This window comes from Geodermatophilus sp. CPCC 205506 (genome assembly GCF_051383635.1).
Classification (GTDB): domain Bacteria; phylum Actinomycetota; class Actinomycetes; order Mycobacteriales; family Geodermatophilaceae; genus Geodermatophilus.
In genome coordinates, this window is record NZ_JALPKP010000001.1 from 103,926 (window position 1) to 126,610 (window position 22,685).

Annotated in this window: 23 protein-coding genes and 3 tRNA genes; 18 read left to right on the plus strand and 8 right to left on the minus strand. The window is 76.9% G+C overall.

The features are described from left to right. Position 1: 1 nt before the first annotated feature. Positions 2-535 carry a CGNR zinc finger domain-containing protein gene (locus tag MY520_RS00430; RefSeq protein WP_436688965.1) on the minus strand — a complete coding sequence of 178 codons (534 nt, stop codon included), beginning with the start codon at positions 533-535 and terminating at the stop codon, positions 2-4. A gap of 144 nt (positions 536-679) precedes the next feature. Here MY520_RS00430 and MY520_RS00435 point away from each other — a divergent pair, with 144 nt between their 5' ends. The 3 genes from MY520_RS00435 (at position 680) to MY520_RS00445 (ending at position 2,142) form a co-directional block, all read left to right on the plus strand. Then, positions 680-1,885 carry an MFS transporter gene (locus MY520_RS00435; protein ID WP_436688967.1) on the plus strand — a complete coding sequence of 402 codons (1,206 nt, stop codon included), beginning with the start codon at positions 680-682 and terminating at the stop codon, positions 1,883-1,885. A gap of 75 nt (positions 1,886-1,960) precedes the next feature. Further along, a tRNA-Ser gene (locus tag MY520_RS00440) sits at positions 1,961-2,049 on the plus strand. Between the two features lie 20 nt (positions 2,050-2,069). Then, positions 2,070-2,142: transfer RNA gene (locus MY520_RS00445), tRNA-Arg, on the plus strand. A 66-nt stretch (positions 2,143-2,208) separates the two neighbouring features. Here MY520_RS00445 and MY520_RS00450 read toward each other — a convergent pair. Together MY520_RS00450 and MY520_RS00455 are read right to left on the minus strand one after the other, a co-directional pair. After that, a complete protein-coding gene (locus MY520_RS00450; protein WP_436688969.1) occupies positions 2,209-3,009 on the minus strand; it encodes an alpha/beta fold hydrolase in 801 nt (266 codons plus the stop codon). A gap of 101 nt (positions 3,010-3,110) precedes the next feature. Continuing rightward, positions 3,111-3,656, minus strand: a complete 546-nt coding sequence (locus tag MY520_RS00455; RefSeq protein ID WP_436688971.1) for a DUF2269 family protein — start codon at positions 3,654-3,656, stop codon at positions 3,111-3,113. A gap of 99 nt (positions 3,657-3,755) precedes the next feature. Here MY520_RS00455 and MY520_RS00460 point away from each other — a divergent pair, with 99 nt between their 5' ends. Next, positions 3,756-4,190, plus strand: coding sequence for a MarR family winged helix-turn-helix transcriptional regulator (locus tag MY520_RS00460; RefSeq protein ID WP_436688973.1), 435 nt, complete (start codon positions 3,756-3,758; stop codon positions 4,188-4,190). Between the two features lie 107 nt (positions 4,191-4,297). On the opposite strand, the gene MY520_RS00465 is transcribed toward MY520_RS00460, so the two are convergent. Continuing rightward, entirely contained in the window at positions 4,298-5,701 is a 1,404-nt protein-coding gene (locus tag MY520_RS00465) for a CHASE3 domain-containing protein (RefSeq protein WP_436688975.1), read from the minus strand. Between the two features lie 249 nt (positions 5,702-5,950). Next, positions 5,951-7,234, minus strand: coding sequence for an alpha-hydroxy-acid oxidizing protein (locus MY520_RS00470; RefSeq protein ID WP_436688977.1), 1,284 nt, complete (start codon positions 7,232-7,234; stop codon positions 5,951-5,953). A gap of 188 nt (positions 7,235-7,422) precedes the next feature. Here MY520_RS00470 and MY520_RS00475 point away from each other — a divergent pair, with 188 nt between their 5' ends. The 9 genes from MY520_RS00475 to MY520_RS00515 all read left to right on the plus strand — a co-directional run bounded on the left by MY520_RS00475 (position 7,423) and on the right by MY520_RS00515 (position 16,619). Then, the gene (locus MY520_RS00475; RefSeq protein ID WP_436688979.1) at positions 7,423-8,124 is read left to right on the plus strand and encodes a hypothetical protein; all 702 of its coding nucleotides are present in this window, start codon (positions 7,423-7,425) and stop codon (positions 8,122-8,124) included. A 25-nt stretch (positions 8,125-8,149) separates the two neighbouring features. Then, on the plus strand, positions 8,150-8,665 hold the full coding sequence (locus MY520_RS00480) for a MarR family winged helix-turn-helix transcriptional regulator (RefSeq protein WP_436688981.1): 516 nt from the start codon (positions 8,150-8,152) through the stop codon (positions 8,663-8,665). A 139-nt stretch (positions 8,666-8,804) separates the two neighbouring features. Continuing rightward, on the plus strand, positions 8,805-10,304 hold the full coding sequence (locus MY520_RS00485) for an HAD-IIIA family hydrolase (RefSeq protein ID WP_436688983.1): 1,500 nt from the start codon (positions 8,805-8,807) through the stop codon (positions 10,302-10,304). Continuing rightward, entirely contained in the window at positions 10,301-11,350 is a 1,050-nt protein-coding gene (locus MY520_RS00490) for a glycosyltransferase family 9 protein (protein WP_436688988.1), read from the plus strand. The genes MY520_RS00485 and MY520_RS00490 overlap by 4 nt, the downstream gene beginning before the upstream one ends. Beyond that, positions 11,347-12,327 (plus strand): glycosyltransferase, encoded by a 981-nt coding sequence (locus MY520_RS00495; protein ID WP_436688991.1) that lies wholly within the window; start codon positions 11,347-11,349, stop codon positions 12,325-12,327. Before MY520_RS00490 ends, MY520_RS00495 begins: the two co-directional genes overlap by 4 nt. Continuing rightward, complete coding sequence (locus MY520_RS00500; protein ID WP_436688993.1) at positions 12,324-13,544, plus strand: glycosyltransferase; 1,221 nt, start codon at positions 12,324-12,326, stop codon at positions 13,542-13,544. Before MY520_RS00495 ends, MY520_RS00500 begins: the two co-directional genes overlap by 4 nt. Further along, the gene (locus MY520_RS00505) at positions 13,541-14,221 is read left to right on the plus strand and encodes a D-sedoheptulose-7-phosphate isomerase (protein WP_436688995.1); all 681 of its coding nucleotides are present in this window, start codon (positions 13,541-13,543) and stop codon (positions 14,219-14,221) included. Before MY520_RS00500 ends, MY520_RS00505 begins: the two co-directional genes overlap by 4 nt. Further along, positions 14,218-15,591, plus strand: a complete 1,374-nt coding sequence (gene rfaE2, locus MY520_RS00510) for a D-glycero-beta-D-manno-heptose 1-phosphate adenylyltransferase (protein WP_436688997.1) — start codon at positions 14,218-14,220, stop codon at positions 15,589-15,591. Before MY520_RS00505 ends, rfaE2 begins: the two co-directional genes overlap by 4 nt. A gap of 107 nt (positions 15,592-15,698) precedes the next feature. After that, entirely contained in the window at positions 15,699-16,619 is a 921-nt protein-coding gene (locus MY520_RS00515) for a glycosyltransferase family 9 protein (RefSeq protein WP_436688999.1), read from the plus strand. 4 nt (positions 16,620-16,623) lie between these two features. On the opposite strand, the gene MY520_RS00520 is transcribed toward MY520_RS00515, so the two are convergent. The 3 genes from MY520_RS00520 to MY520_RS00530 all read right to left on the minus strand — a co-directional run bounded on the left by MY520_RS00520 (position 16,624) and on the right by MY520_RS00530 (position 20,033). Beyond that, positions 16,624-18,213, minus strand: a complete 1,590-nt coding sequence (locus tag MY520_RS00520) for a VWA domain-containing protein (protein ID WP_436689001.1) — start codon at positions 18,211-18,213, stop codon at positions 16,624-16,626. A gap of 183 nt (positions 18,214-18,396) precedes the next feature. Further along, positions 18,397-18,630, minus strand: coding sequence for a DUF2630 family protein (locus tag MY520_RS00525; protein WP_436689003.1), 234 nt, complete (start codon positions 18,628-18,630; stop codon positions 18,397-18,399). A 38-nt stretch (positions 18,631-18,668) separates the two neighbouring features. Then, positions 18,669-20,033 (minus strand): prephenate dehydrogenase/arogenate dehydrogenase family protein, encoded by a 1,365-nt coding sequence (locus tag MY520_RS00530; protein ID WP_436689005.1) that lies wholly within the window; start codon positions 20,031-20,033, stop codon positions 18,669-18,671. Positions 20,034-20,076: 43 nt separating this feature from the next. On the opposite strand from MY520_RS00530, the gene MY520_RS00535 reads away from it, so the two are divergent. From MY520_RS00535 to MY520_RS00555, 5 genes are all read left to right on the plus strand, one after another. Next, the gene (locus tag MY520_RS00535) at positions 20,077-20,739 is read left to right on the plus strand and encodes an O-methyltransferase (RefSeq protein ID WP_436689007.1); all 663 of its coding nucleotides are present in this window, start codon (positions 20,077-20,079) and stop codon (positions 20,737-20,739) included. Further along, complete coding sequence (locus MY520_RS00540; protein ID WP_436689011.1) at positions 20,736-21,233, plus strand: tRNA adenosine deaminase-associated protein; 498 nt, start codon at positions 20,736-20,738, stop codon at positions 21,231-21,233. Before MY520_RS00535 ends, MY520_RS00540 begins: the two co-directional genes overlap by 4 nt. Then, on the plus strand, positions 21,230-21,934 hold the full coding sequence (locus tag MY520_RS00545; protein WP_436689015.1) for an HAD-IA family hydrolase: 705 nt from the start codon (positions 21,230-21,232) through the stop codon (positions 21,932-21,934). The genes MY520_RS00540 and MY520_RS00545 overlap by 4 nt, the downstream gene beginning before the upstream one ends. A gap of 151 nt (positions 21,935-22,085) precedes the next feature. Then, the gene (locus tag MY520_RS00550; RefSeq protein ID WP_436689016.1) at positions 22,086-22,550 is read left to right on the plus strand and encodes a nucleoside deaminase; all 465 of its coding nucleotides are present in this window, start codon (positions 22,086-22,088) and stop codon (positions 22,548-22,550) included. 10 nt (positions 22,551-22,560) lie between these two features. Further along, positions 22,561-22,648 (plus strand) — tRNA-Ser (locus MY520_RS00555). Positions 22,649-22,685: the final 37 nt, after the last annotated feature.

Genomic DNA, 22,685 nt, shown 5'->3' on the forward strand with positions numbered 1-22,685 from the left:
CTCAGGCCTTGCGGCGGGCGCGATAGGCGGCGACCGTCGAGCGGCTGGCGCAGGTGTTGGAGCAGTACCGGCGGCTGGCGTTGCGCGAGGTGTCGACGTAGACGTCGTCGCAGCCCTCGGCCGAGCAGATGCCGATGCGCTGCCACCCGTGCTGGACGACGACGTGCGACAGGCCCATGGCGACCGTCGTCGTCAGCTGTTCGAGGACGGGGGCGTCGGCGCGGGCGTAGTGCAGGTGCAGCTCGCCGTCGTGGTCGGTGGCGTAGGGCTTCGGGTGCGCCAGCTCGAGCAGGTCGTTGAGCCGCTCGATCACCTCGGCCTGCGACGCGGCGACCGCGACCGCGCGCACCAGGTCGGCGGTCGCGGCGGCGCGCGCCGCCGCGGCCGGGTCGAGGTCGAGCGCCGTGCCGGGCTCGAACCACTCGTCGTGGGCGCGCAGGAAGGCCCCGGCCCACTCCGGCCCGGCGTCCCGCTCCGCGTTGGCGAGGTCTATCGCCAGCTCGACGGCGGAGGACCCGTAGGTGTCGTAGTCCATGGCACTCCCTACCGTCTCGCGGACGCGTCGGCACTGTAGGCGTCGTCACTCATTTGACTCCCTACCTCTGCGTCCCTAGCCTGTAGGTGGTCAACGAGTCTTGACCCCCTACCCTTCCCGTGCGTCCCCTGAAGCGAGTTCGTCGTGCGTGCCTATCTGAGCGTCTGGCGGCTGCCGTCCGCCCCGGTGCTGCTCGTGGCCGGCTTCGCCGGTCGCCTCCCCTCGGCGATGGTGCCGCTGGCGCTGCTGCTCATGGTGCAGCAGCAGACCGGTTCCTATGCCGTGGCCGGGCTCGCGGCGGCGACCTACGGCATCGCGATGGCCTGCATGGCCCCGGTGCTGGGCCGGCTGGCCGACCGCCGGACCCCGCGGCCGGTGCTGCTGGCCCAGGCCGGCGTGTACCCGCTGCTGCTGACCGCGCTCGTCGCGGCCGTGCTCGGGGGTGCGCCCACCCCCGTCGTCGTCGGCGCCTCCGCGGCGGCCGGCGCCGCGACGCCGCTGGTCTCCGGTGCGGTGCGGGCACTGTGGTCGCGGGTCGACCCCGCGGTGCGCCCGACCGCCTTCGCCCTCGACGCCACCGCGACCGAGCTGGTCTTCGTGGCCGGCCCCACCGCGGTCGCGGCGCTGACCGTGCTCGCCGGCCCCGCGTGGGCCGTGGGGATCGCCGGGGTGCTGGCGGTCGCCGGCTCCCTGGGCATCGCGACGTCGCGGGCGATCCGCGACTGGGTGCCGACACCGGCCGCGGAGCGGACCAGCCCGTTCACCACGGTGCTCGCCCCCGGCATGCCGCGGGTGCTGGTCAGCGGCTCGGCGCTGATGCTCGGGTTCGGCGCGCTCGAGGTGGCGGTCCCCGCGTTCGCCGACGCCGCGGGCTCGCCCGGGATGTCCGGCGTCCTGCTGGCCCTGTGGTCGCTCGGGTCGGTGGCCGGCGGGCTGTGGTTCGGCGCCCGCGTGGTGAGCGCCTCCCTGCCGCGGCAGTACCGCTGGCTGCTGCTGGGCGTGACGATCGGGCTCGCGCCGCTCACCGCGGCGTCCAGCCCGTGGGTGCTCGGCGCGCTGCTCTTCCTCGGCGGGACGGCGATCGCCCCGACGCTGACCGTGCAGAACTCGCTGGTCGGTGCGCTGGCGCCGGCGCACGCCACCACCGAGGCGTTCACCTGGCTGTCGACGATGGCCACCGGCGCCTCGGCGGTCGGGGCGGCCCTCGGCGGCGCGCTCATCGAGGGCCCGTCCGGGGTCAGCGGCAGCCTGCTGCTGGCCGTCGCCGGGGCCGCGCTGGCGGTCACGGTGACGCTCGTGCCCGGCCGTCGCGGGGTGCGCCGTCCGGCGGGGGAACTGGCCGCGGTCTGACGCCCCCCGCTGCCGGGGCCTCCCGCGGCGCTGGTAGTCTCTCTCCTCGGTGGTTCCGAGGGGACTCGGACCCCGGGAGGCTTCGCCTAGTCCGGTCTATGGCGCCGCACTGCTAATGCGGTTTGGGTTAATCCCCATCCCGGGTTCAAATCCCGGAGCCTCCGCGCACGACAACTGAACACCGGCACCCGTAGCTCAACGGATAGAGCATCTGACTACGGATCAGAAGGTTAGGGGTTCGAATCCCTTCGGGTGCACGTCTGGTTGAGACAGCACCGCGGCCCCGCCCTCCTCGGAGGTCGGGGCCGCGATGTTCTGTGCGGTCAGCCGACCTCGCGCCAGAAGGCGTCGACCCGGCGGTTGAACTCCTCGGGCACCTCCTGGAAGGGCTGGTGCGCCTCGCCGTCGAGCAGTTCGAACCGGGCCCCCGGGATCGCGTCGGCGACGGCACGGCCGTAGGGCGGCGGGACGATGATGTCGGCACTCCCGGCCAGGACCAGCGTCGGGACGGCGATCTGCGGCAGCCGGTCGGCGGTCGTGTGCTCCCAGAACGCATCGGCGAACCGCTGGAAGGACTCGGGCGACTGCGGGTACGGGAAGGCCAGCGCCTCGTCGACCAGCTTGTCCACGGTGCCGTCCTCGTGCGCCCGGCGGGTGTAGACCCAGCGGAAGAACGCCTCGAGGAACGCGCGCTCGCTGGGTGCATGCCCGGCCATCCACAGCCACGAGCCGACCAGGTGGTGCCAGAACACGTCGGGGCGCCCCCAGGTGCTGACCAGGACGAGGCTCCGGACCGCCTCGGGGTGGCGGAGTGCCAGCTCCTGCGCGATGAGGGCACCGCCCGAGTAGCCGGCGACGTGGGCGGCGCCGATGCCCAGGGCCCGCAGCACCCCGGCCGCGTCGTCGGCCAGGTCGCCGACGGTGTAGCCGGTCTCGGGGCGCACCGACCGGCCCACGTCGCGGTTGTCGAAGGCGGTCAACCGGTAGTCGCCGGCCAGGCCGTCGAGCTGGGCCTGCCAGGCCTCGAGGGGGTCGCCGCCGCCGTTGACCAGGAGGACGTCGGGCCCCGCGCCGCTCTGCTCCACCCAGATGTCGTTGCCGTCCACCTGTACCGCTCGGCCCATCTGCCGGCCCTCCGGAAAGGGGCCGGAACCCGCCCGGCCCGGCCTGTGGGAGGCGACCAGCGTCCAGCGCAGCGGCGCGCGGGTGCCAGGGTCGCCGGTCCCTACGACCGGGAACCGGCCGGCGGACGGCGCCGCGTCGGCCCCCACGGCTTCCAGATGGCCAGCACGGCGGCGACCACCAGCGCGGTGCCCGAGACGAACCCAGGGAAGAGCAGGTCGACGGGGATGCGGCCGAGCCGCTCGGACAGGTCGGCGTCCACCTGGCGGGCCAGCCGGGCGGCCTCGGCGACCTGCGGCTGAAGCAGCACCGGGACCAGGGCGACCAGGACGACGTTGATCACCAGCTTTCCCAGCACCCACCGGGTCCGGACGACGCCCCAGCGGCTGGCCAGCCCGAGCAGCAGCCCGGTGCCGAGACTGCCCAGGCCCACGGTGAGCAGCACCGGCACGGCGAAGGTGTGCAGTGCCGTGTAGGCGGACGCCACGAGGAACGGGTCGTCGGCCGTGGCGGCGGTGACCGCCAGCACCGCGACGACGACGTCGACGCCCAGCCAGCCCATCGAGCAGGCGAGGTGCACCAGCAGCACCCCGCGCCGGGTCGAGGGGCCCAGGCGCAGGCGGATCGCGGGGGCTCGGGTCGAGGTCATCGCGGTGTCCTCGGGGAGGGGGCGGGACGCCGTCGACGGTACGACGGATCGTGAGGTACCGAAAGGTAAGGTACCGAACGGATGCGGTAGTCTGCCCCCGTGCCGCGCCCTCCCGGCGGTCCGCCGATCGGGCTGCTCCTGCACCGCGTCGCCCGGGAGGTGAGCCGCGCCTTCGACGCCCGCCTCGCCGCTGCGGGCGGGTCGCGGACCACCTGGCTGGTGCTGCTCGCCCTGCGCTCCGGTCCGGTGGCGACCCAGCGGGAGCTCGCCGACGCGCTGGGCGTGCGCGCGGCCACGCTGACCCAGCAGCTCGACGCCATGGAGGCGGCCGGCCTGGTGGCCCGCGCCGCCGACCCCGGCAACCGGCGGGTGCGCCGGGTGGAGCTGACGCCAGCGGGCCGGCAGCTGTTCGACCGGCTGCGGGACGCCGCCCGTGAGCACGACGAGCAGCTGCGCGCCGGCCTGGACCCCGAGGACCTCGCCCGCGTGGCCGCCGTCCTGGAGAGGATGCGCCGCAACGTCTCCGGCAGCTGACCGACCGACCCCGCGCCGAGTCCTGCGATCTCGTGGTGATCAGCGGCTGACGGCCACGAGTTCGCAGGTCTGGGTGGCCAGCGGAACCGGCGCCGTCCGGCCGGCGGTCAGGCGCTCTGGAGCGGGACCTCCCACTCGACGACCGTCCCGGTCCCCTGCGGACCGGGACGGACGTCCGCGGTGCCACCGAGCCGCTGCGCGCGGGCCTGCAGGTTGGCCAGGCCGTTCCCCCGTGTGGACTCCGGGCGGAGGCCGACCCCGTTGTCGGTCACGGTCAGCCACAGCCTGCCGTCCTGTGCCGCGAGGCAGACCTCGGCCTGGGTCGCGCCGGCGTGCCGGGCGGTGTTGCTCAGGGCCTCGCGCAGCGCGGCGAGGACCTCCGCGCCGGCCGCGTCCGAGGCGAGGGTGTCGACGGCGCCGGAGAACTCCAGCGAGGGCGTGAACCCCAGGACCCGGGCGCTCTCCTCCGCGACGTCGATGACCCGGCCGCGGAGGGTGTCGGCGACCTCGGACCGACCGAGGTCGAAGATCACCGTGCGGAGCTCGCGGATGATGCGGTCGGTCTCCTCGATCAGCGGCAGGACGGCGGGCGCCAGCTGGGCGTGCCGCCGGGAGAGGGACGACAGCCCGAGGCCGAGCCCGAACACCCGCTGGATCGTCAGGTCGTGCAGGTCGGCCGCCATCCGCTCGTGCTCCTGCCGGAGGGTGAGCTCGCGCTGGGCGGCCGCCCGCTGGGTGGAGTGCGCCACGACGCTGGCGCGCATCCGGTCGACGGAGTCGGCGATGGTGGCGAACTCGCGGGGGCCGCTGGCGGCGATGGGCCGTCCGTGGTCGCCGGCGGCGACCGCCTGCACGTCGTCGAGCAACCGGTCCAGCGGGCCGGTGATCAGTCGCCGCCCCAGCGGGACGACGGCGACGGCGACGGCGAGGCCCAGGACCGCCGCGCCGATGGCCACGACGTTCGCCACCGTCTGGGCGGTGCCGATGGCGCTCAGCTGGTCCGCGGTCCGCTGGACGGCGTGCGCCTGCAGTGCGGCGAGCGCCGCCCGCAGCGTGTCGAACGCGGTCTTGCCGTCCATGGTCAGTGCCTCGAGCCGGCCGGCGGACAGCGGGCCCTGCCGCCGGGCGTCGATCCCGGGCTCGGACGTCCCGATGTGCCACTCCGCTCCCGCCGCGCGGACCGCGCCCAGGAGCTCCGTGCCGTCGAGGTCGTCGGCCAGCAGGTCCGCCAGCCGGCCCTCCAGCCGCTCGGCGTCCGTGCGGCCGCGCTCCTGGGGCTCGAGGAACTGCGCGTCGCCGGTCAGCAGGTAGCCGCGCAGGCCGGTCTCCTGGTCGACGTAGGCGGTGGCGAGGTCGGTCGCGGCCTGCCGGGCCGGCAGCACGCGCTCGCCGAGCTCGCTCTGCGCGGAGGCGACCGCGGCACGTGCCAGCCCGGTCGCGGTCGCGCTCGCCACCACGAGGACCACGAACACGCCGACGAGCCACCCGACGGCGCCCCGCAACGTGCGCATGCGGAGGATTGTGCTGGTCAGCCGCCGTGCCGCCAGCCCAGCCGACGAGGCGTGACCGCCGGTCACCGAACGAGGACGCGCGGTCTCGGAACCGGCCGGGGGTTGAGGGGCGGGGGGCCGGTCCTGACGGTCTGGCCGCGTTGGTCGGTCCACCCAGCAGTGGGTGGCCACTCGTTGCCGGCTACCCCCGCCCACGCACACTGTGACCCCGGCCACACGACGGGGTCAAGGGCGACCCGGCGTGTCGTCTCAGGGCACGCGGCGCAGCGCCTCCGGGCCCAGCTGACCGACCGACGCGTGCCCGGTGAGACCCAGCGAGAGGTCGAACTCGGCGAGCACGTCGGCGACCACCTGCCGCACGCCGGCCTCCCCGGCGAGCCCGAGACCCCAGGCGAACGGCCGGCCCAGCAGCACCGCCCGCGCACCCAGCGCCACCGCGGTGAGGACGTCCGCGCCGCTGCGCACCCCGCTGTCCAGCAGCACCGGCGCGCTGTCCCCGACCGCCGCCACCACGTCGGGCAGCGCGTCGAGCGCGGCGATCGACCGGTCCACCTGGCGCCCGCCGTGCGTGCTGACGACGACGCCGTCCACCCCCTCGTCGAGCGCGCGGCGGGCGTCGTCGGGGTGCAGCACACCCTTGAGCAGGATCGGCAGCCGGGTGCGCTCCCGCAGCCAGGTGAGGTCGGCCCAGGTGATCGACGGCCGCGAGTAGATGGCCAGGAAGGTCTCGACGGCCGCGCGCGGGAGGGGTGAGCGCAGGTTGTCCAGGAGCGGTCCGGGCCAGGCGCGGGCCATCCCGACCAGCGCGCGCACCGCTGCCGCCGTCGGTCGCGGCTGCCGGTCGCGGGCCGCCGGGGCGCTCGCCCGCTGCTCGACCAGCCGCCGGAAGACCGGGTCGGAGGTGTACTGGGCGATGCCCTTGCCGAGCGCGAACGGCAGGTGGCCGAGGTCGAGGTCGCGCGGGCGCCAGCCGAGCATCGTGGTGTCGAGGGTCACGACCAGCGCGTCGCAGCCGCAGGCCTCCGCGCGGGCGACCAGGCTCGCCACCAGCTCGTCCGACGTCGACCAGTAGAGCTGGAACCACCGCGGCGCATCCCCCATCTCGGCGGCGCACCGCTCCATCGACACCGAGGCCTGGTTGGAGAACACCATCGGCACGCCGAGCCCGGCGGCGGCCCGCGCCACGGCGAGGTCGGCCTCCGGGTGCACCAGCTCGAGCGCCCCGACCGGGGCGAGCAGCAGCGGCGCGGGCAGGCGCCGCCCGAACAGCTCCACCGACGTGTCCCGGACGCTCGCGTCCCGCAGCACGCGGGGGACGACGGCCCAGCGGTCGAACGCGGCCCGGTTGGCCCGCTGCGTCGCTTCGCCCCCGGCCCCGCCGGCCACGTACGCGTAGGCGCGGTTGGTGAGGTGCGCCTTCGCGCGGCGCTGCAGGGCCCGGGCCGCCGTCGGCACCCGCGGCCGGCGGCCGTAGACCCCGGCCCGGTACACCTCGTCCTGCCGGCGGCGCCCGGTCCCAGCAGCAGAGTCCATCGGCTGACCGTAGTGAGCCCTCCGTCACACCCCGCCGCGGACCTCGGTCGACAATTCTCCCGACACGCCGTGCAGACACGCGCGACTGACCGGTAACCCGGCGTCAGGGAGGCGTCACGCACGTCATCATGGGTGGCGTACCGGCACAGCGCAGCTGCGCCGGGCGGGGATCCAGGGGGACAGTGCACGTGCCGGTCGCAAGCAGAGCCGTCCGGGGCGCCGCCACCGTCGCGGGCCTGTGCGTGGGCCTCGCGGGTGCCGGCCTCATCGGCGCCGCCCCGGCGCTCGCCGTCGACGACCCCGACCGCCCCGGTGCCCGCGTCACGCACGGCCCCAGCTGCCGGCCCGGTGGCGTCGTCGTCGAGATCACCGGCGGCGTCGTCGCCTACGAGGTCACGCTGGCCACCAGTCGCGCGTCCGCGGGTGAGGACGCCGCGGTGGTGCAGCCGGGCGAGGTCGTGGTGCTGCGCACCGGCGACGTCGACTGGGGCGAGACGATCGACCCCGACCTCCGGTACACGTCGATCGACGGCACCGACGCCTACGCCGACGAGCTGCAGGGCTACAGCTTCACCCGCCCGGCCGCCGAGGACTGCGCGGCGATCACCCCGCCGACCGGCGCCGCGCAGGTGCCCCCGATCGGGACCCCGCCGGTGTTGGCGGCGCCCGTGGACGAGGTCGAGCCGGTCCCGGGCCGCGCCGGGGCCGGGGTCGAGTCGCCGGTGGTCCCGGCCGCCGCGGCCACCGACCTGCCGGTTCCGGACGGCGGCACCTCGTGGCCGCTGCTGGTCACCGGATCGGCGCTGCTCGCCACCTCCATCGGGCTGGCCCGCGCGGCCGGCCGGCGGCGGGCGCAGCCGCCGGGCCCCGTTCCTCCCGGGAGCGCCTGAGCGCGACGTCAGGAACGATGGAGGGGTGCACCTCCCGGAGGACGCCCTCGCGCCGGACGTCTCGCCCGCCGACGTCCCGCGGGACGCCGCCGCCCTCCCCGGGGTCGCCCCTGGCCCGGCCGAGACCTGGCTGCGGATCGTCCAGGTGCACGACCGGATCACCCGGCGCGTCGACTCGGCGCTGCACCGCAAGCACGACCTGTCCCTCACCGGGTTCGAGGCCCTGCGGCGGATCGCCGACGCCCCCGGTGAGCGCGCCACGATGGGCGAGGTCGCCGAGGCGCTCGGGCTGTCCCGGGCGGGGGTGACCAGCACGGTCACCCGGCTGGTCGCCCAGGGCCTGGTCACGCGGGAGCGGACGGCGGGGGACCGGCGGCTCCTGCACGCCCGGCTGACGCCGGCCGGCCGGGCGAAGGTGGCCGAGGCCACGCCCACGCACGACGACCTGGTCGCCCACCTGCTCAGCCTCCTGGGGGACGACGCCGCCACCGTCACGAACGCCCTCGCTCGTGTCTCGGCCGCGGCCCGGACCCGCCGCTGACGAACGGCCCCTCGTGGCCCCGTCCAGGGCAGCGCCCCGGGCGTGCGAGGGGTGGGGAGGACGGGGTCCTCCTCTTCGTGCGGACAACACTTCAAGCCCGTAGTGTTTCCGGTCCGCGCGGACCGGGCAGGACGCGAACATGCAGGTGGGGATCCAGTCGTGCGCCGTCGTCGTCCCGACGGTCGGCCGGCCCTCGCTCGACGTCCTGCTCGACGCCCTCGCCCAGGCCCCCGGTCCCCGCCCGGCCGAGCTCGTGCTGGTCGACGACCGGCGGGCCGGGCCGCCGCTGCGGCCCGACCGCCCGGGCCTCCCGCCGGTGCGGGTCGTCCGCTCCGGCGGCGGTGGTCCGGCCCGCGCCCGCAACCTCGGCTGGCGCACCGCGCGCGCGGAGTGGATCGCCTTCCTCGACGACGACGTCGTCCCCGACCCCGACTGGTACCGGCAGCTCGCCGACGACCTCGCCGATCTGCCGGCCGACGTCGCGGGCAGCCAGGGCAGGGTGCGGGTGCCGCTGCCGGAGGGCCGCCGCCCCACCGACTGGGAGCGCGGCACGGCCGGCCTGGCCACCAGCTCCTGGATCACCGCCGACCTCGCCTACCGCCGGTCCGTGCTCGCTGCGGTCGGTGGCTTCGACGAGCGGTTCCCCCGCGCCTTCCGGGAGGACTCCGACCTCGCGCTGCGGGTCATGGACACCGGTTCGCGGCTGGTCCGCGGGCAGCGGTCGATCACCCACCCGGTGCGCCCGGTCGACCGGTGGGTCAGCGCGCGCGTGCAGGCGGGCAACGCCGACGACGTCCTCATGCGGCGGCTGCACGGCCGCGGCTGGCGGGAGCGCGCCGACGCCCCGCTGGGGCGCCGTCCGCAGCACCTCGCCGTCACCGCCGCCGCGGTGGCCGCGGTCGGCCTGACCGCCGCACGCCGGCCGCGGGCGGCGCTGGCCGCCGCGCTGGGCTGGGCCGCCGGCACCGCCGAGTTCGCCCGGGCCCGGATCGCCCCCGGCCCCCGCGACCGGGCCGAGGTCGCCACCATGCTCGCCACGAGCGCCGCCATCCCGCCACTGGCCACCTGGCACTGGCTGCGCGGAGTGGTCACGCACCGGCGGGTGCGGCCGTGGCGCGGGCTGCCCGACCTGGTGCTCTTCGACCGGGACGGCACGCTCGTGCGCGACTACCCGTACAACGGCGACCCCGCGCTGGTGACCCCCGTCCCGGGCGCCGCGGAGGCGGTCGACGCGCTGCGGGCCCGCGGGGTGCTGGTCGGCGTGGTGAGCAACCAGTCCGGCGTGGCCCGCGGCCTCATCACCCGCGCGCAGGTCGACGCCTGCATGGCCCGGCTCGACGAGCTGCTCGGGCCGTTCGACACCGTCCAGGTCTGCCCGCACGGTCCCGACGACGGCTGCGCCTGCCGCAAGCCCGCCCCGGGCATGGTCAAGGCCGCCTGCGCCGAGCTCGACGTCGATCCCGCCCGGTGCGTGGTCATCGGCGACATCGGGGCCGACGTCGAGGCCGCGGCCGCCGCGGGCGCGACGGGGATCCTCGTGCCGACCCCGGTCACCCGGAAGGCCGAGGTCGCCGCGGCTCCGCGCCGGGCGGTCACGCTGCGCGAGGCGGTCGACGCGGTCCTGGCGGGGGCGTGGTGAGCCGCACGGTGCTGGTCGCCCGGCTGGACTCCGCCGGCGACGTGCTCGTGCAGGGGCCGATGGTCCGGGCGGTCGCCGCGGGCGCCGACCGGGTGGTGTTCCTCGCCGGACCCGCCGGTGCCGAGGCCGCGGCGCTGCTGCCCGGGGTCGACGAGGTCTGGACCTGGCGCTGCCCGTGGATCGTCGCCGACCCGCCGCCGGTGGATGCGGACGACCTCGCCGCCCTCACCGAGCGGATCCGCGCGCTGGCACCCGACGAGGCCGTCGTCTCGACGTCCTTCCACCAGTCGCCCCTGCCCCTGGCGCTGGTGCTCCGGGCGGCCGGCGTGCCGCGGATCTCCGCGACGAGCGTCGACTACCCCGGTGCGCTGCTCGACGTGCGCCACCGGGTGGACGACCTGCCCGAGCCCGAGCGTGCCCTGTCCCTCGCCCGCGCCGCGGGCTTCGAGCTGCCGGCCGGGGACGACGGCCGGCTCGCCGTGCGCCGGCCCCTGCCCCCGGTCGCGCACGAACCCGGCCACGTCGCCCCCGGCGGTCTCCAGCCCGGCTACATCGTCCTGCACCCCGGCGCATCGGTGCCGGCCCGCGCCTGGCCGGCGCACCGCTGCGCCGAGGCGGTCGAGGCGCTGGCCGACGCGGGGCACCGGGTGCTGGTCACCGGCGGGCCGGGGGAGCGGGAGCTGACCGCGGCCGTGGCGGGCGCCCGCGGCGTCGACCTCGGCGGGGACACCTCGCTCGCCCAGATGGCGGCGCTGCTCGACGGGGCCGCCGCCGTCGTCGTCGGCAACACCGGCCCCGCGCACCTGGCCGCGGCGGTCGGGACGCCGGTCGTCTCGCTGTTCTCCCCGGTGGTGCCGGCCGTCCGCTGGGCGCCCTACGGCGTTCCGACCGTGCTCCTGGGGGACCAGGACGCCCCCTGCCGGGACAGCCGGGCCCGCGAGTGCCCGGTGCCGGGGCACCCGTGCCTCACGTCCGTGACCGCGGCCGACGTCGTCGCGGCCGTCGAGAAGGTGGTCCCGACGGTGGAGAGGGTGGGCACAGCGTGAGGGTGCTGCTCTGGCACGTGCACGGGTCGTGGACGACGGCGTTCGTCCAGGGCCGGCACGAGTACCTGCTGCCGGTCACGCCGGACCGCGGTCCCGACGGGCTCGGCCGCGCCCGCACCTGGGACTGGCCGGCGTCGGCGCGCGAGGTGACGCCGGAGGCGCTGCGCGAGGAGGACGTCGACGTCGTCGTCCTGCAGCGGACCCGTGACCTGGAGCTGGTGCGGGAGTGGATGGGCCGCGAGCCGGGGCGTGACCTGCCCGCGGTCTTCCTCGAGCACAACGCGCCGGGCCTGGAGCCGGACGACGGACCCGTGCCCCACACCCGCCACCCGCTGGCCGACCGGTCGGACATCCCCGTCGCCCACGTCACCCACTTCAACCGGCTCTTCTACGACAACGGCCGGGCCCCGACGACGGTCATCGAGCACGGCATCGTCGACCCGGGGGAGCGCTGGACCGGCGAGCTGGCCCGCGCGGCCGTCGTCACCAACGAGCCCGTCCGCCGCGGCCGCACCGTCGGCGCCGACCTGCTGCCCGGCCTCGCCGCGGTCGCGCCGGTCGACGTCTTCGGCATGGGACTGACCGGGCTGCACGAGCGGTACGGCCTCGACCCGGCGCGGGTCGGCCTGTTCGACGACCCGCCCCAGGCGGCGATGCACGCCGAGCTGGCCCGGCGGCGGGTGTACGTGCACCCGGTCCGCTGGACGTCGCTCGGGCTCTCGCTGCTCGAGGCGATGCACCTGGGCATGCCGGTCGTCGGGCTGGCCACCACCGAGGCGGTCGAGGCGGTGCCCCGCGAGGCGGGCGTGCTCTCGACCGACCCGGAGCGTCTCTGGAGTGCGGTCCGCACCTTCCTGCACGACGAAGACGCCGCCGGCCTCGCCGGCAAGGCCGCGCGGGCGGCAGCGCTGGAGCGCTACGGGCTGCAGCGCTTCCTGACCGACTGGGACCGGCTCCTGGAGGAGGTGAGGCGGTGAGGATCGACCTGGTGTCCGAGCACGCGAGTCCCCTGGCCGCGATCGGCGGCGTGGACGCCGGCGGGCAGAACGTCCACGTCGCCGCCCTGGCCGCGGGGCTGGCCCGGCGGGGGCACGCGGTCACCGTGCACACCCGCCGCGAGGACCCGGGCCAGCCGGACCGGGTTCCCACGGCCGACGGCTACGACGTCGCGCACGTGACCGCCGGGCCGGAGCGGGTCCTGCCCAAGGACGACCTGCTGCGGCACATGCCGGAGTTCGCCGCGGTGCTGCGACGGACCTGGGCCGCGGCACCGCCGGACATCGTGCACGCGCACTTCTGGATGAGCGGGCTGGCCTCGGTCGCGGCCGCCGGTGCGGGGCGGGCGGGCACGATCCCGGTCGTCCAGACCTTCCACGCCCTCGGCTCGGTCAAGCGCCGCCACCAGGGCGCCGCCGACACCTCCCCGCCGCAGCGGCTGGACCTCGAGCGGTCACTGTGCCGCACGGTCAGCCACGTCGTCGCCACCTGCTCCGACGAGGTCTTCGAGCTGCGCCGCATGGGGCTGGACAGCGACCGCGCGTCGATCGTGCCGTGCGGGGTGGACACCGCCGTCTTCACCCCGCGGGGACCGGTCGCCCCGCGCACGGCGGGCCGGCCGCGGCTGCTGGTGCTCGGCCGGCTGGTCGAGCGCAAGGGCCAGGAGGACGCCGTCCGGGCGCTGGCCGCGGTGCCCGGCGCCGAGCTGGTCGTCGTCGGCGGGCCGCCGGTCGACCGGCTGGACGCCGATCCGGAGGTGCGGCGGCTGCGCGCGGTCGCCGCGTCGGTGGGCGTCGCCGACCGGCTGGTGTTCACCGGCGCCGTGGCGCGGGTCGACGTCCCCGCGTGGGTGCGCTCGGCGGACGTGGTGCTGGCCGTGCCCTGGTACGAGCCGTTCGGCATCACCCCGCTGGAGGCCATGGCGTGCGGGCGGCCGGTGGTCGCCACCGCCGTCGGTGGGCTGCAGGACTCCGTCGCGGACGGCGTCACCGGCGACCTCGTCCCGCCACGGGATCCCGACCGGCTGGGCGCGGTGCTCGTCGCGCTGCTCGCCGACGAGTCCCGGCGGGCCGCCTACGGCGCGGCCGGCGTGCGCCGGGCCCGCTCCCGCTACCGGTGGGCCCGCGTGGTCGCCGACACCGAGAACGTCTACCGGCAGGTCCTGGCCAGCCGCCGTCCCGTGGAGGTCGCCCGATGACCGTCTCGCCCATCGGCGGGGTCCCGCACTCGGCCACCGAGGCCGTCTCGCCCGACACCTGCACCCACCTCACCGGCGCCGACCACGTGGCCTCCCTGACGGCGGCGCTGCGGTCGCTGGACGGGCAGCTGGACGCGCTGGACCGGTGGGGCAGGCTGATCGCCGACGTGCTGTGCGGGGCGGAGCGGGGCCGGCTGCTGGCGGCGGGCAACGGCGGCAGCGCCGCGCAGGCGCAGCACCTGACCGCCGAGCTGGTGGGCCGCTACCGCGCCGACCGGCCGCCGTTCTCCGCCATCTGCCTCACCGCGGAGACCTCGTCGCTGACCGCGATCGCCAACGACTACCCGGCCGACGAGCTCTTCGCCCGCCAGGTGGAGGCGCACGGCCGGTCCGGCGACGTGCTGGTGCTCCTGTCGACGTCCGGCCGCAGCCCCAACGCCGTCGCCGCCGCCCGGCGGGCGCGGGAGTGCGGGATCACCGTGCTGGCGCTGACCGGCCCGGCACCCAACCCGCTGGCCGCGGCCGCCGACGACGCGGTGTGCATCGACAGCCCGTGGACGGCGACCGTGCAGGAGTGCCACCTGGTCGCCCTGCACCTGGTCTGCGCCGCCTTCGACGCCGCCGTGCTCGCCGAGCCGGCGCGGGTGCCGGTCAGCCGCATCGGGGTGGTCCAGTGACGGGGCCGCTGGTCGTGGTCGGGGACGCGCTGCTCGACGTCGACCTGGTCGGGACGGCGTCGCGGCTCACCCCGGACGCCCCCGTGCCCGTGGTCGAGGACGTCGACACCCGGGAGCGGCCCGGCGGAGCGGCGCTGGCCGCGGTGATCGCGGCGCAGACCACCGCCCGCGAGGTCGTGCTGGTGGCGCCGATGTGCGACGACGAGGGGGCGGCCCGGCTGCGCGCCCTGCTCGACGGACGGGTGCGGCTGGTGGAGATCCCGGCGACCGGCGGCACCGCGGTCAAGCAGCGGGTGCGCGTCGGCGACCACTCGGTGGTGCGGCTGGACAGCGGCGCGCCCGTGGCCACGCTGGGCGCGCTGCCGGCGTCGGCGGCCGCGGTGATCCGGGAGGCGGCGGCGGTGCTGGTGGCCGACTACGGCCGGGGCACGACGGCGGCCGCCGACGTCCGGGCCGCGCTCGCCGCGGCCGGCGGCCCGGTGGTCTGGGACCCGCACCCGCGCGGCGCCGACCCGGTGCCGTCGGTCCGGCTGGTCACCCCGAACGGGGCGGAGGCGGCCCGCGTCGCCGCGGCCGCCGGTGCGCCGGTCGACGGCGACGGGCTGGCCGCGGTCGGGGCGCGGGCCGAGACGCTGATCCGGCACTGGGGGGTCGGCGCGGTGGCGGTGACCCTGGGTGCTCGCGGGGCGCTGCTCTCCTACGGGGAGGGCGCGCCGATGGTGGTGCCGGCGACGCCGGTGACCGGCGGGGACACCTGCGGAGCGGGGGACTCCTTCGCCGCGGCGGCCGCCCTCGCGCTGGCCGACGGCGCGGTGACCGGCGAGGCGGTGGCAGGGGCGGTCGCGGCGGCCTCGGCGTTCGTCGGGCGCGGTGGCGCGTCGGCGTGGGACGCGGTGCCGGTCGCTCCGGACGTCGTCGCCGAGCCCGGGGCGGACGGCGTGATCGCGCGGGTCCGCGCCGCCGGCGGCACCGTGGTCGCCACCGGGGGCTGCTTCGACCTGCTGCACCCGGGCCACGTCGCGACCCTCCGCGCGGCCCGCGGCCTGGGCGACTGCCTGGTCGTGTGCATCAACTCCGACGAGTCGGTGCGCCGGCTGAAGGGGCCGTCGCGGCCGCTGGTGACCGCCGTCGACCGGGCCCGGGTGCTCGAGGCGCTGGAGTTCGTCGACGCCGTCGTCGTCTTCGAGGAGGACACCCCCGCCGAGGTGCTCGACCGGCTGCGCCCGGACGTCTGGGCCAAGGGCGGCGACTACGCCGGGGCCGACCTGCCCGAGGCCGCGGTGCTGCGGCGGTGGGGCGGCCAGGCCGTCGTCCTGCCCTACCTCGACGGCCACTCCACGACCGCCCTGGTCGAGCGCTCCCGCGTGTGACAGGCCCCCGTTCTGGACTTTCCGCGCCGAAAGTCCGCACGCCGGGTCCGCTCCGGCCGCCACGAGGCGGACTTTCGGCGCGGAAAGTCCCTGGTGACGGGGAGCCGGTGGCGGTGGTGCTGCGGCCGCTGGGGCTCGGGGACCTGCTGACCGGGGTGCCGGCGATCCGCGCGGTGCGGGCCGCCGTGCCCGGCCACCGGCTGGTGCTGGCGACGACGACGGCGCTGGAACCGCTCGCCCGGCTGATCGACGCCGTCGACGAGGTGCTGCCCGCCCGCGAACTGGAGCCGCTGGACTGGCGCGGTCCGCCGCCGGAGCTCGCCGTCGACCTGCACGGCAAGGGTCCGGCCTCGCACGTGGTCGTGGCCGACCTCCGGCCCGGCCGGCTGCTGTGCTTCGGCAGCCCCGGCTACCCCGGCCCCACCTGGTACCCCGACGAGCACGAGGTGCGCCGCTGGTGCCGGCTGGTGTCCGAGGGGCTGGGCGTGGCGGCCGACCCGGACGCGCTCGACCTCGTCGTGCCCGACGTCCCCGTCCCGGCGCCGGACGGCGTCGCGCTGGTGCACCCGGGTGCGGCCTTCCCGGGCCGCCGCTGGCCGCCGGACCGGTTCGCGGCCGTCGCCCGGCACCTGGCCGCGGCGGGCCTCGACGTGCGGGTGACCGGCGGCCCGGCCGAGGTGCCGCTCGCTCGCGAGGTGGCCGGTGCCGCCGGGCTGGGGGAGGAGGCCGTGCTGGCCGGCCGCACGTCGGCGCCGGAGCTGGCGGCGGTCGTCGCCCGCGCCCGGGTCGTGGTCAGCGGGGACACCGGGATGGCGCACCTCGCCACCGCCTACCGGCGGCCGTCGGTGGTGCTGTTCGGCCCGGTGTCACCGGCGCTGTGGGGCCCGCCGGACCGGCCGCAGCACGTCGTCCTGTGGCACGGCGACGGCACCGGCGACCCCTGGGGCACCGAGCTCGACCCGGCCCTCGACGAGGTGACCGTCGACGAGGTCACGACGGCCCTGACCGAGCTGCTCGCCCGGACCTGACGAGCTAGCCGCGCTGGCGGAGGGCGTCGAAGAGGACGGTCTGCAGGTCGGTCGGGTCGACGGCGGAGTAGGCCGCCCCCTCGGTCGTCGCGGCGATCTCCTCGAGGGCGGCGAGGTCGGCGTCCGGGCCGAGGGCGACGCCGATGACCTTCACCGGCCGCTCGTCGTCGGCCTCGTCGCGCAGCGTCGACAGCAGCGCCGCCAGCTCCAGGCCCTCGTCGTCGTTGGTGCCGTCGGTGACCATCAGGACGCTGTTCACCGCCGTCGGGTCGAAGTTGGCCCGGGCGGCCCGGACGGCGGCCAGCGTCGTGTCGTACAGGCCGGTGCCACCGGGGGTCAGCCGGTCGGGGATGGTGTCCAGCTGCTCGTCGAGCACGTCGCGCTGGGTGCCGCCGTCGACCTCGGCGTCGAGCTGGCGGGTGGGCACCAGCTCGGTCCAGTCCTGCTCGCCCTCCAGTTCGTTGGCGAACACCCACAGGCCGAGCGAGAAGTTCCCCGGCACCAGGGACAGCGCGCTCTTGGCGGCGTCGCGGGCCAGGGTGGCGCGGGTGCCGCTCCCGGCGGGCGCCTCCATCGAGGTGGAGACGTCGAAGACGGTGAGGATGCGCGAGGGGTCGGCGAGCTCCGACAGCTGGGCCAGCAGCGCCTGCACCTGGGCCGGGTCGAGCAGCAGCGCCTCGGGCGCGGCCTCCTGGATGCCGGTGGCCTCGCCGGCCTCGGGGGGAGCGGCGCCGTCGGCGTCCCGGAACCCCGCCGCCAGGACGGCGGTGCGCGCGGCGTCCGAGGTGAGGGCGCGCACCGCGGCGTTCACCGCGGCCGAGTCGGCACCGGAGGCCGAGCCCACCCGGACGAGCGGGTAGTCCAGCGACGGCGAGCCCTCGCCCGGGTAGACCGCCACCAGGGCGGAGTCCTCGGCGCCCCGGTTGATCGCGTAGACCTCCTGCTCGCTGACCGGCACCAGGGGTGCGTCGGCCGCGTCCCCGCTGCCGGCGGCCAGCGCCTCGGAGGGCGAGATCGACGGCCCGCGCTCGGCCGCGAGCACCGCCTGGACGACGGCGTTGTCGGCGTCCTCGTCCGCTCCGAGCGCGGTCCGCACCGCATTGAGGGCGGCCAGGGCCTCGGCGCTGGTCGCGAGGTCCGGCACGGCCAGCGCCTGCCGTCCGGCCAGCGCCTCGCCCCAGCCCGGCGCCCGGTCGGTCCAGCCCAGCGCGTCGACCGCCGCCCGGCTGGTGGCCAGGACCACCGGGGAGGTGGCCACGGACTCGCCCACCTCCAGCGGGACGTCGCCCGCGCGGGCCGGCCACAGCGAGGAGTCGGGCACCCACAGGTGCGGGAGGTCGCCGGCCTCCAGGGCGCCCAGGTCGCCGACGGTCTGCAGCGGCTCCTGGGCACTCACCTCGACGCCGGCGCAGTCCTCCGCCCGCAGCCCCTGGGCGCCGCCGAGCACCTCCTCGGCGACCGGCGCGAGCTCCGGGGCGACGGCCACCCGGACGACGTCGGTGCGCTCGCAGTCCCCGCCGCCGGACCCGACCGCCCACCAGGTGATCCCGCCCGCCACCAGCACCACTGCGGCCACCGTGAGCGCGGTCAGCACCTGGGGTGAGCGGGATCCGCCCCGGCGTCCGGTCCTGCTCTCGGCGTGGCGACCCATGCGCGCAGCTCCCCCGTCGGTTGGTCAGGGCGTCGTCGGCGACCCCCACGACCGCCCTTCACAGAGTAGATGCGTCCGCTGACGTCCCGTAGTGCAACGGGGGGTCACCGCCCGCCCGGCACCGCGTCACTGCAGGTAGCCCTCCACCTGCTGCTCGGGCCGCGCGGACGCCTCGTCGGGGTCCTCGCCGTACTGGCGCTTGGCGCGCCGCTGGCGCAGCAGATCCCAGCACTGGTCCAGCTGTGCCTCGAGCTCGGACATCCGGGAGCGCTGGTCGTCGGTGTGGTCCCCGGCCTCCCGCAGCTGGTGCTCCTCCTCCACCAGGGAGTGGATGCGGCTGAGCAGATCCTTCTCGTCCATGTCGCCCTCCCTGCCCGCCCCGCGGCGGGCACAACCGTTCAGCCGGCGTCGGGAACCCAGCCCTCGACGAACGCGGCCAGCCGTGTGCTCACCGCTCCGCCGGCGCGGCCCAGGGCGAGCAGCGCACTGCGGTCCAGCGGCACGCGCACCACCCGCCGCCCGGCCGGCGTCCCCGCCCGGACCGCGTGCCCGGCGGCGATCAGTTCCGGCCACGGGCGGGCCAGCTGCTCCTGCACCCGGGCCAGCGCCGCCGCCGTCGGCCCGGCGTTGCCCTCGACCATCGCGGTGACGAACGCCGGATCGCTGGCGATGACCCGCGTGCCGTCGCGGAAGCTGCCCGCGGCCAGCGCGAGGGCCAGCGGGCCGGCCTCCGCGGCGGCCGCTGCCAGCGCGGCGGCCAGCAGGTGCGGCACGTGGCTGATCGCCGCGACCGCGTCGTCGTGCTCGGCGGCGGTCACCGGGACCACCTCGGCGCCGGCGGCCAGCGCCACCTCGGCCACCCGCAGCCAACGAGGCAGCTCGGTGTCCGGCTCCAGGCACACCGCCCAGCGGGCGCCGGTGAACAGGGCCGGATCGGTCGCCTCGTGCCCGGAGCGCTCGGTGCCGCACATCGGGTGCCCGCCGACGAACCGGCCGCCGTGCACCGGGCGCAGCTGCGCCAGCACCGGCGCCTTGACCGACCCGAGGTCGGTCACCGTCGCGTCGGGGGCGACCGCGAGGCCCTCGAGCGCGCCCGCCATCGCCGGCAGCGGGACGGCGAGGACGACCACCCCCTCCAGCTCGCGGGTGATCCGCACCCCGCGCGCGGCGGCGGCCTCCCGGGCGGCCGGGTCGACGTCCCAGCCGGTGACCTCGCGGCCGGCCGCCACGAGCGCCGCGGCCAGCGACCCGCCGAGCTGGCCCAGGCCGACGACGCCGACCGGGGGCGCGGGCATCGTCGGGACGGGGAAGGAGGACGTCATGCCGGCGACTCCCCACGGGCGCTCGGTGCGGAACACGCGGGCCAGCGCGGTGGCCACCAGCCGGCCGTCCTGGGCGCGGGCGTCGATCCGGTAGACGGCGGTGCGGCTGCTGCGGTGCACCTCGGTGCCCTCGGCGACCAGCCGGTCCCCGGGCCGGCCGGGCGCGAGGAACTCGGTGTGCACGTCCTGCGCGACCGCCACCGTGCCGTGGCTGTTGCTCACCGCCGCGTGCACGACGTCGAGCAGCGCCATCGTCGCGCCGCCGTGCGCGGTGCCGACGGCGTTGAGCAGCTGCGGACCCACGGTCATCGCGGCGCGGGCGTAGCCGGGACGCACCTGCTCCAGGACGATGCCCAGGTGCCCGGCCAGCGGGTCGGCCGCCAGCCGGGCGAAGAGAGCGGGGTCGACGTCGGCACCGTCGTCCGGCGGCTGATCGGCCATGATCAGAGGCTATGACCTCCGCGCTCCTCCACCCTCACGTGCCATGACGCCGCGGTCCTTCCTCCTCACCCCGGAGCTCGGCGACTACGTCCGGGCCGCCTCCGAGCCGCCGGACGACGTCGCCGCCGACCTCCTGGCCGAGACCGCGGCCCTGGCCGACCGCGGCGAGGTGCCCCCGACGTTCCAGATCGCGCCCGAGCAGGGCGCCTTCATGCAGCTGCTCACCCGGGCACTCGGCGCCCGCCGGGCCATCGAGATCGGCACCTTCACCGGGTTCTCGGCGCTGTGCGTCGCCCGCGGCCTGCCCGACGACGGCTCGCTGCTGTGCCTGGACGTCAGCGAGGAGTGGACGGCGATCGCCCGCCGCTACTGGGCGCGCGCCGGTCTGGCCGACCGGATCGAGCTCCGGCTGGGGGACGCGCACGAGTCGCTGCGGGCGCTGCCGGCCGAGCCGATGTTCGACATCGCGTTCGTCGACGCCGACAAGACCGGGTACCCCGACTACGTCGACGAGCTGCACCCGCGGATGACCGGAAACGGCGTCGTGCTGCTCGACAACACCCTCGCCGGCGGCCGGGTGCTCGATCCGCAGGGCGACAACGAGCGGGCGATCGCCGACCTCAACACCGCCCTGGCCGCCGACCCGCGCTGGGAGACGGTGCTGCTGCCGCTGGCCGACGGCCTGACGATGCTGCGCAAGCGGTGACCGGGCCCGACGCCCGCGGGAGCTGGGCGGTGCGGGTCAGCCGCCCGGAGGGGCGCTGGCGGGTCGAGCTGCTCGCCGCCGACGCCGGGGACGAGCTGCCGGTGCTCGAGCGGGCCCTGGGCGAGCCGGGTGCCGACGCCTGGCCGGGGCCGTTCGTGATCGTCGTCGACTCGCGGCTGTACTTCGTCGTCCTCCGGCACGGGCCGGGCGGCCTGGTCCGCGCCCTGGTCTCCGACGCCACCATGCAGGAGTGGGTGCTCGCCGCCGAGGCGGTGGAGCGCTACGGCATCGCCGTGGACGCCGACGGCGCGTTCGACGACGACGAGACCGGCTGGCCCGGAGGCGATCTCGACGTCTTCGCCGACTACGGGCTGCCGGCCGAGCAGCTGCGGTCGATCGTGACCGCCGACGACCTGTGGGCCGACGAGATGGTCGCCGCGATCGCCGGGCGGCTGGGCTTCGCCGACGAGCTGGCCGCGGCGGTGCGGCCGTGAGCGCGGACGGCGGCCAGGGCACCGCCCGCGTGAGCGCCGTCGTGTTCGACCTGGGTGGCGTCCTCACCGAGAGCCCCATGCCGGCGTTCGCGGCCTACGAGGCCGAGGCGGGGCTGCCCGAGGGGCTGATCCGGCGGCTCAACAGCACCGACCCCGACGCCAACGCCTGGGCCCGGTACGAGCGCAACGAGCTGGACGCCGCCGGGTTCGTCGACGCCTTCGAGGCCGAGGCGCTGGCCGCGGGGCACCGGCTCGACGCGCACCGGGTGCTCGCCGCCCTGGCGGGGGAGCTGCGGCCGGCGATGGTGGCCGCGGTGCGGCGGCTGCGGGAGGCCGGCCTGCCGCTGGCCCTGCTGTCGAACAACGTCGCGCCGATGGAGCGCACCGGCCGGCTCGGCGAGCTGCTGGCGTCCTTCGACGCGGTCGTGGAGTCCTCGGTGGAGGGCGTGCGCAAGCCGGAGCCGGAGATCTACCGGCGTGCGCTGACCCGGCTGTCCGACGCCGTCGGCCGGCCGATCCGCCCGGGCGACTGCGCCTACCTCGACGACCTCGGCATCAACCTCAAGCCGGCCCGCGCGCTCGGGATGCACACGATCAAGGTGGTCGACCCGGCCGCGGCGCTGGCCGAGCTGTCCGCGCTGGTCGGCATCCCGCTGGAGTCCTCCCCGCCGGGCTCGTCCCCGCGGGGCGCGGCGTCGTGACCCCGGCCCCGGGACACCTCTGTCTGCGGGCGCTCGTGCTCTGCCCACGATGCTGGGCAGAGCACGAGCCTCCGCGGGGGTGTGCCGGGTCCCCTCCTTCGTGCTCTGCCCACGGTGGTGGGCAGGGCACGAGCTCCCCGGGAGCAACCCGGTGACCCCCGACCTGGATGCGGCGATGGGCCGCGCGTTGGAGCTGGCCGCGGGCGCCGTGGAGTGGGGGGACACGCCGATCGGCGCGGTCGTCCTCGGCACCGACGGCGCGGTCCTGGCCGAGGCGGCCAACGAGCGGGAGAAGCGCGGTGACCCGACCGCGCACGCCGAGGTGCTCGCGCTGCGCGCCGCCGCCCGGGTGCACGGCGACGGCTGGCGGCTCACCGGGACGACGCTCGTCGTCACCCTCGAGCCCTGCACGATGTGTGCCGGCGCCAGCGTGCTCGCGCGGGTCGACCACGTCGTCTACGGCGCCGACGACCCGAAGGCCGGCGCGGCCGGATCGCTGTGGGACGTCGTCCGCGACCGCCGGCTCAACCACCGGCCGCAGGTCACCGGCGGTGTCCGCGCGGAGGAGTCCGCCGCGCTCCTACGCGCGTTCTTCCGCCGCCAGCGGGGCCTGTAGTCTCTTTGGCGGTGGCGTGTCCGAGCGGCCGAAGGAGCACGCCTCGAAAGCGTGTGAGGTGCAAGCCTCCGTGGGTTCAAATCCCACCGCCACCGCCAGCGGAGCCGCCCCGGGACGAGAGTCCCCGGGGCGGCT

Bases quoted from the DNA above. Each gene is read 5' to 3' on its own strand.
- MY520_RS00530 (WP_436689005.1), bottom strand. From the start codon at position 20,033: ATGGCCGATCAGCCGCCGGACGACGGTGCCGACGTCGACCCCGCTCTC.
- MY520_RS00505 (WP_436688995.1), top strand. From the start codon at position 13,541: ATGACCGTCTCGCCCATCGGCGGGGTCCCGCACTCGGCCACCGAGGCC.
- MY520_RS00430 (WP_436688965.1), bottom strand. From the start codon at position 535: ATGGACTACGACACCTACGGGTCCTCCGCCGTCGAGCTGGCGATAGAC.
- MY520_RS00450 (WP_436688969.1), bottom strand. From the start codon at position 3,009: ATGGGCCGAGCGGTACAGGTGGACGGCAACGACATCTGGGTGGAGCAG.
- MY520_RS00525 (WP_436689003.1), bottom strand. From the start codon at position 18,630: ATGGACGAGAAGGATCTGCTCAGCCGCATCCACTCCCTGGTGGAGGAG.
- MY520_RS00455 (WP_436688971.1), bottom strand. From the start codon at position 3,656: ATGACCTCGACCCGAGCCCCCGCGATCCGCCTGCGCCTGGGCCCCTCG.
- MY520_RS00485 (WP_436688983.1), top strand. From the start codon at position 8,805: ATGCAGGTGGGGATCCAGTCGTGCGCCGTCGTCGTCCCGACGGTCGGC.
- MY520_RS00465 (WP_436688975.1), bottom strand. From the start codon at position 5,701: ATGCGCACGTTGCGGGGCGCCGTCGGGTGGCTCGTCGGCGTGTTCGTG.
- MY520_RS00470 (WP_436688977.1), bottom strand. From the start codon at position 7,234: ATGGACTCTGCTGCTGGGACCGGGCGCCGCCGGCAGGACGAGGTGTAC.
- MY520_RS00535 (WP_436689007.1), top strand. From the start codon at position 20,077: ATGACGCCGCGGTCCTTCCTCCTCACCCCGGAGCTCGGCGACTACGTC.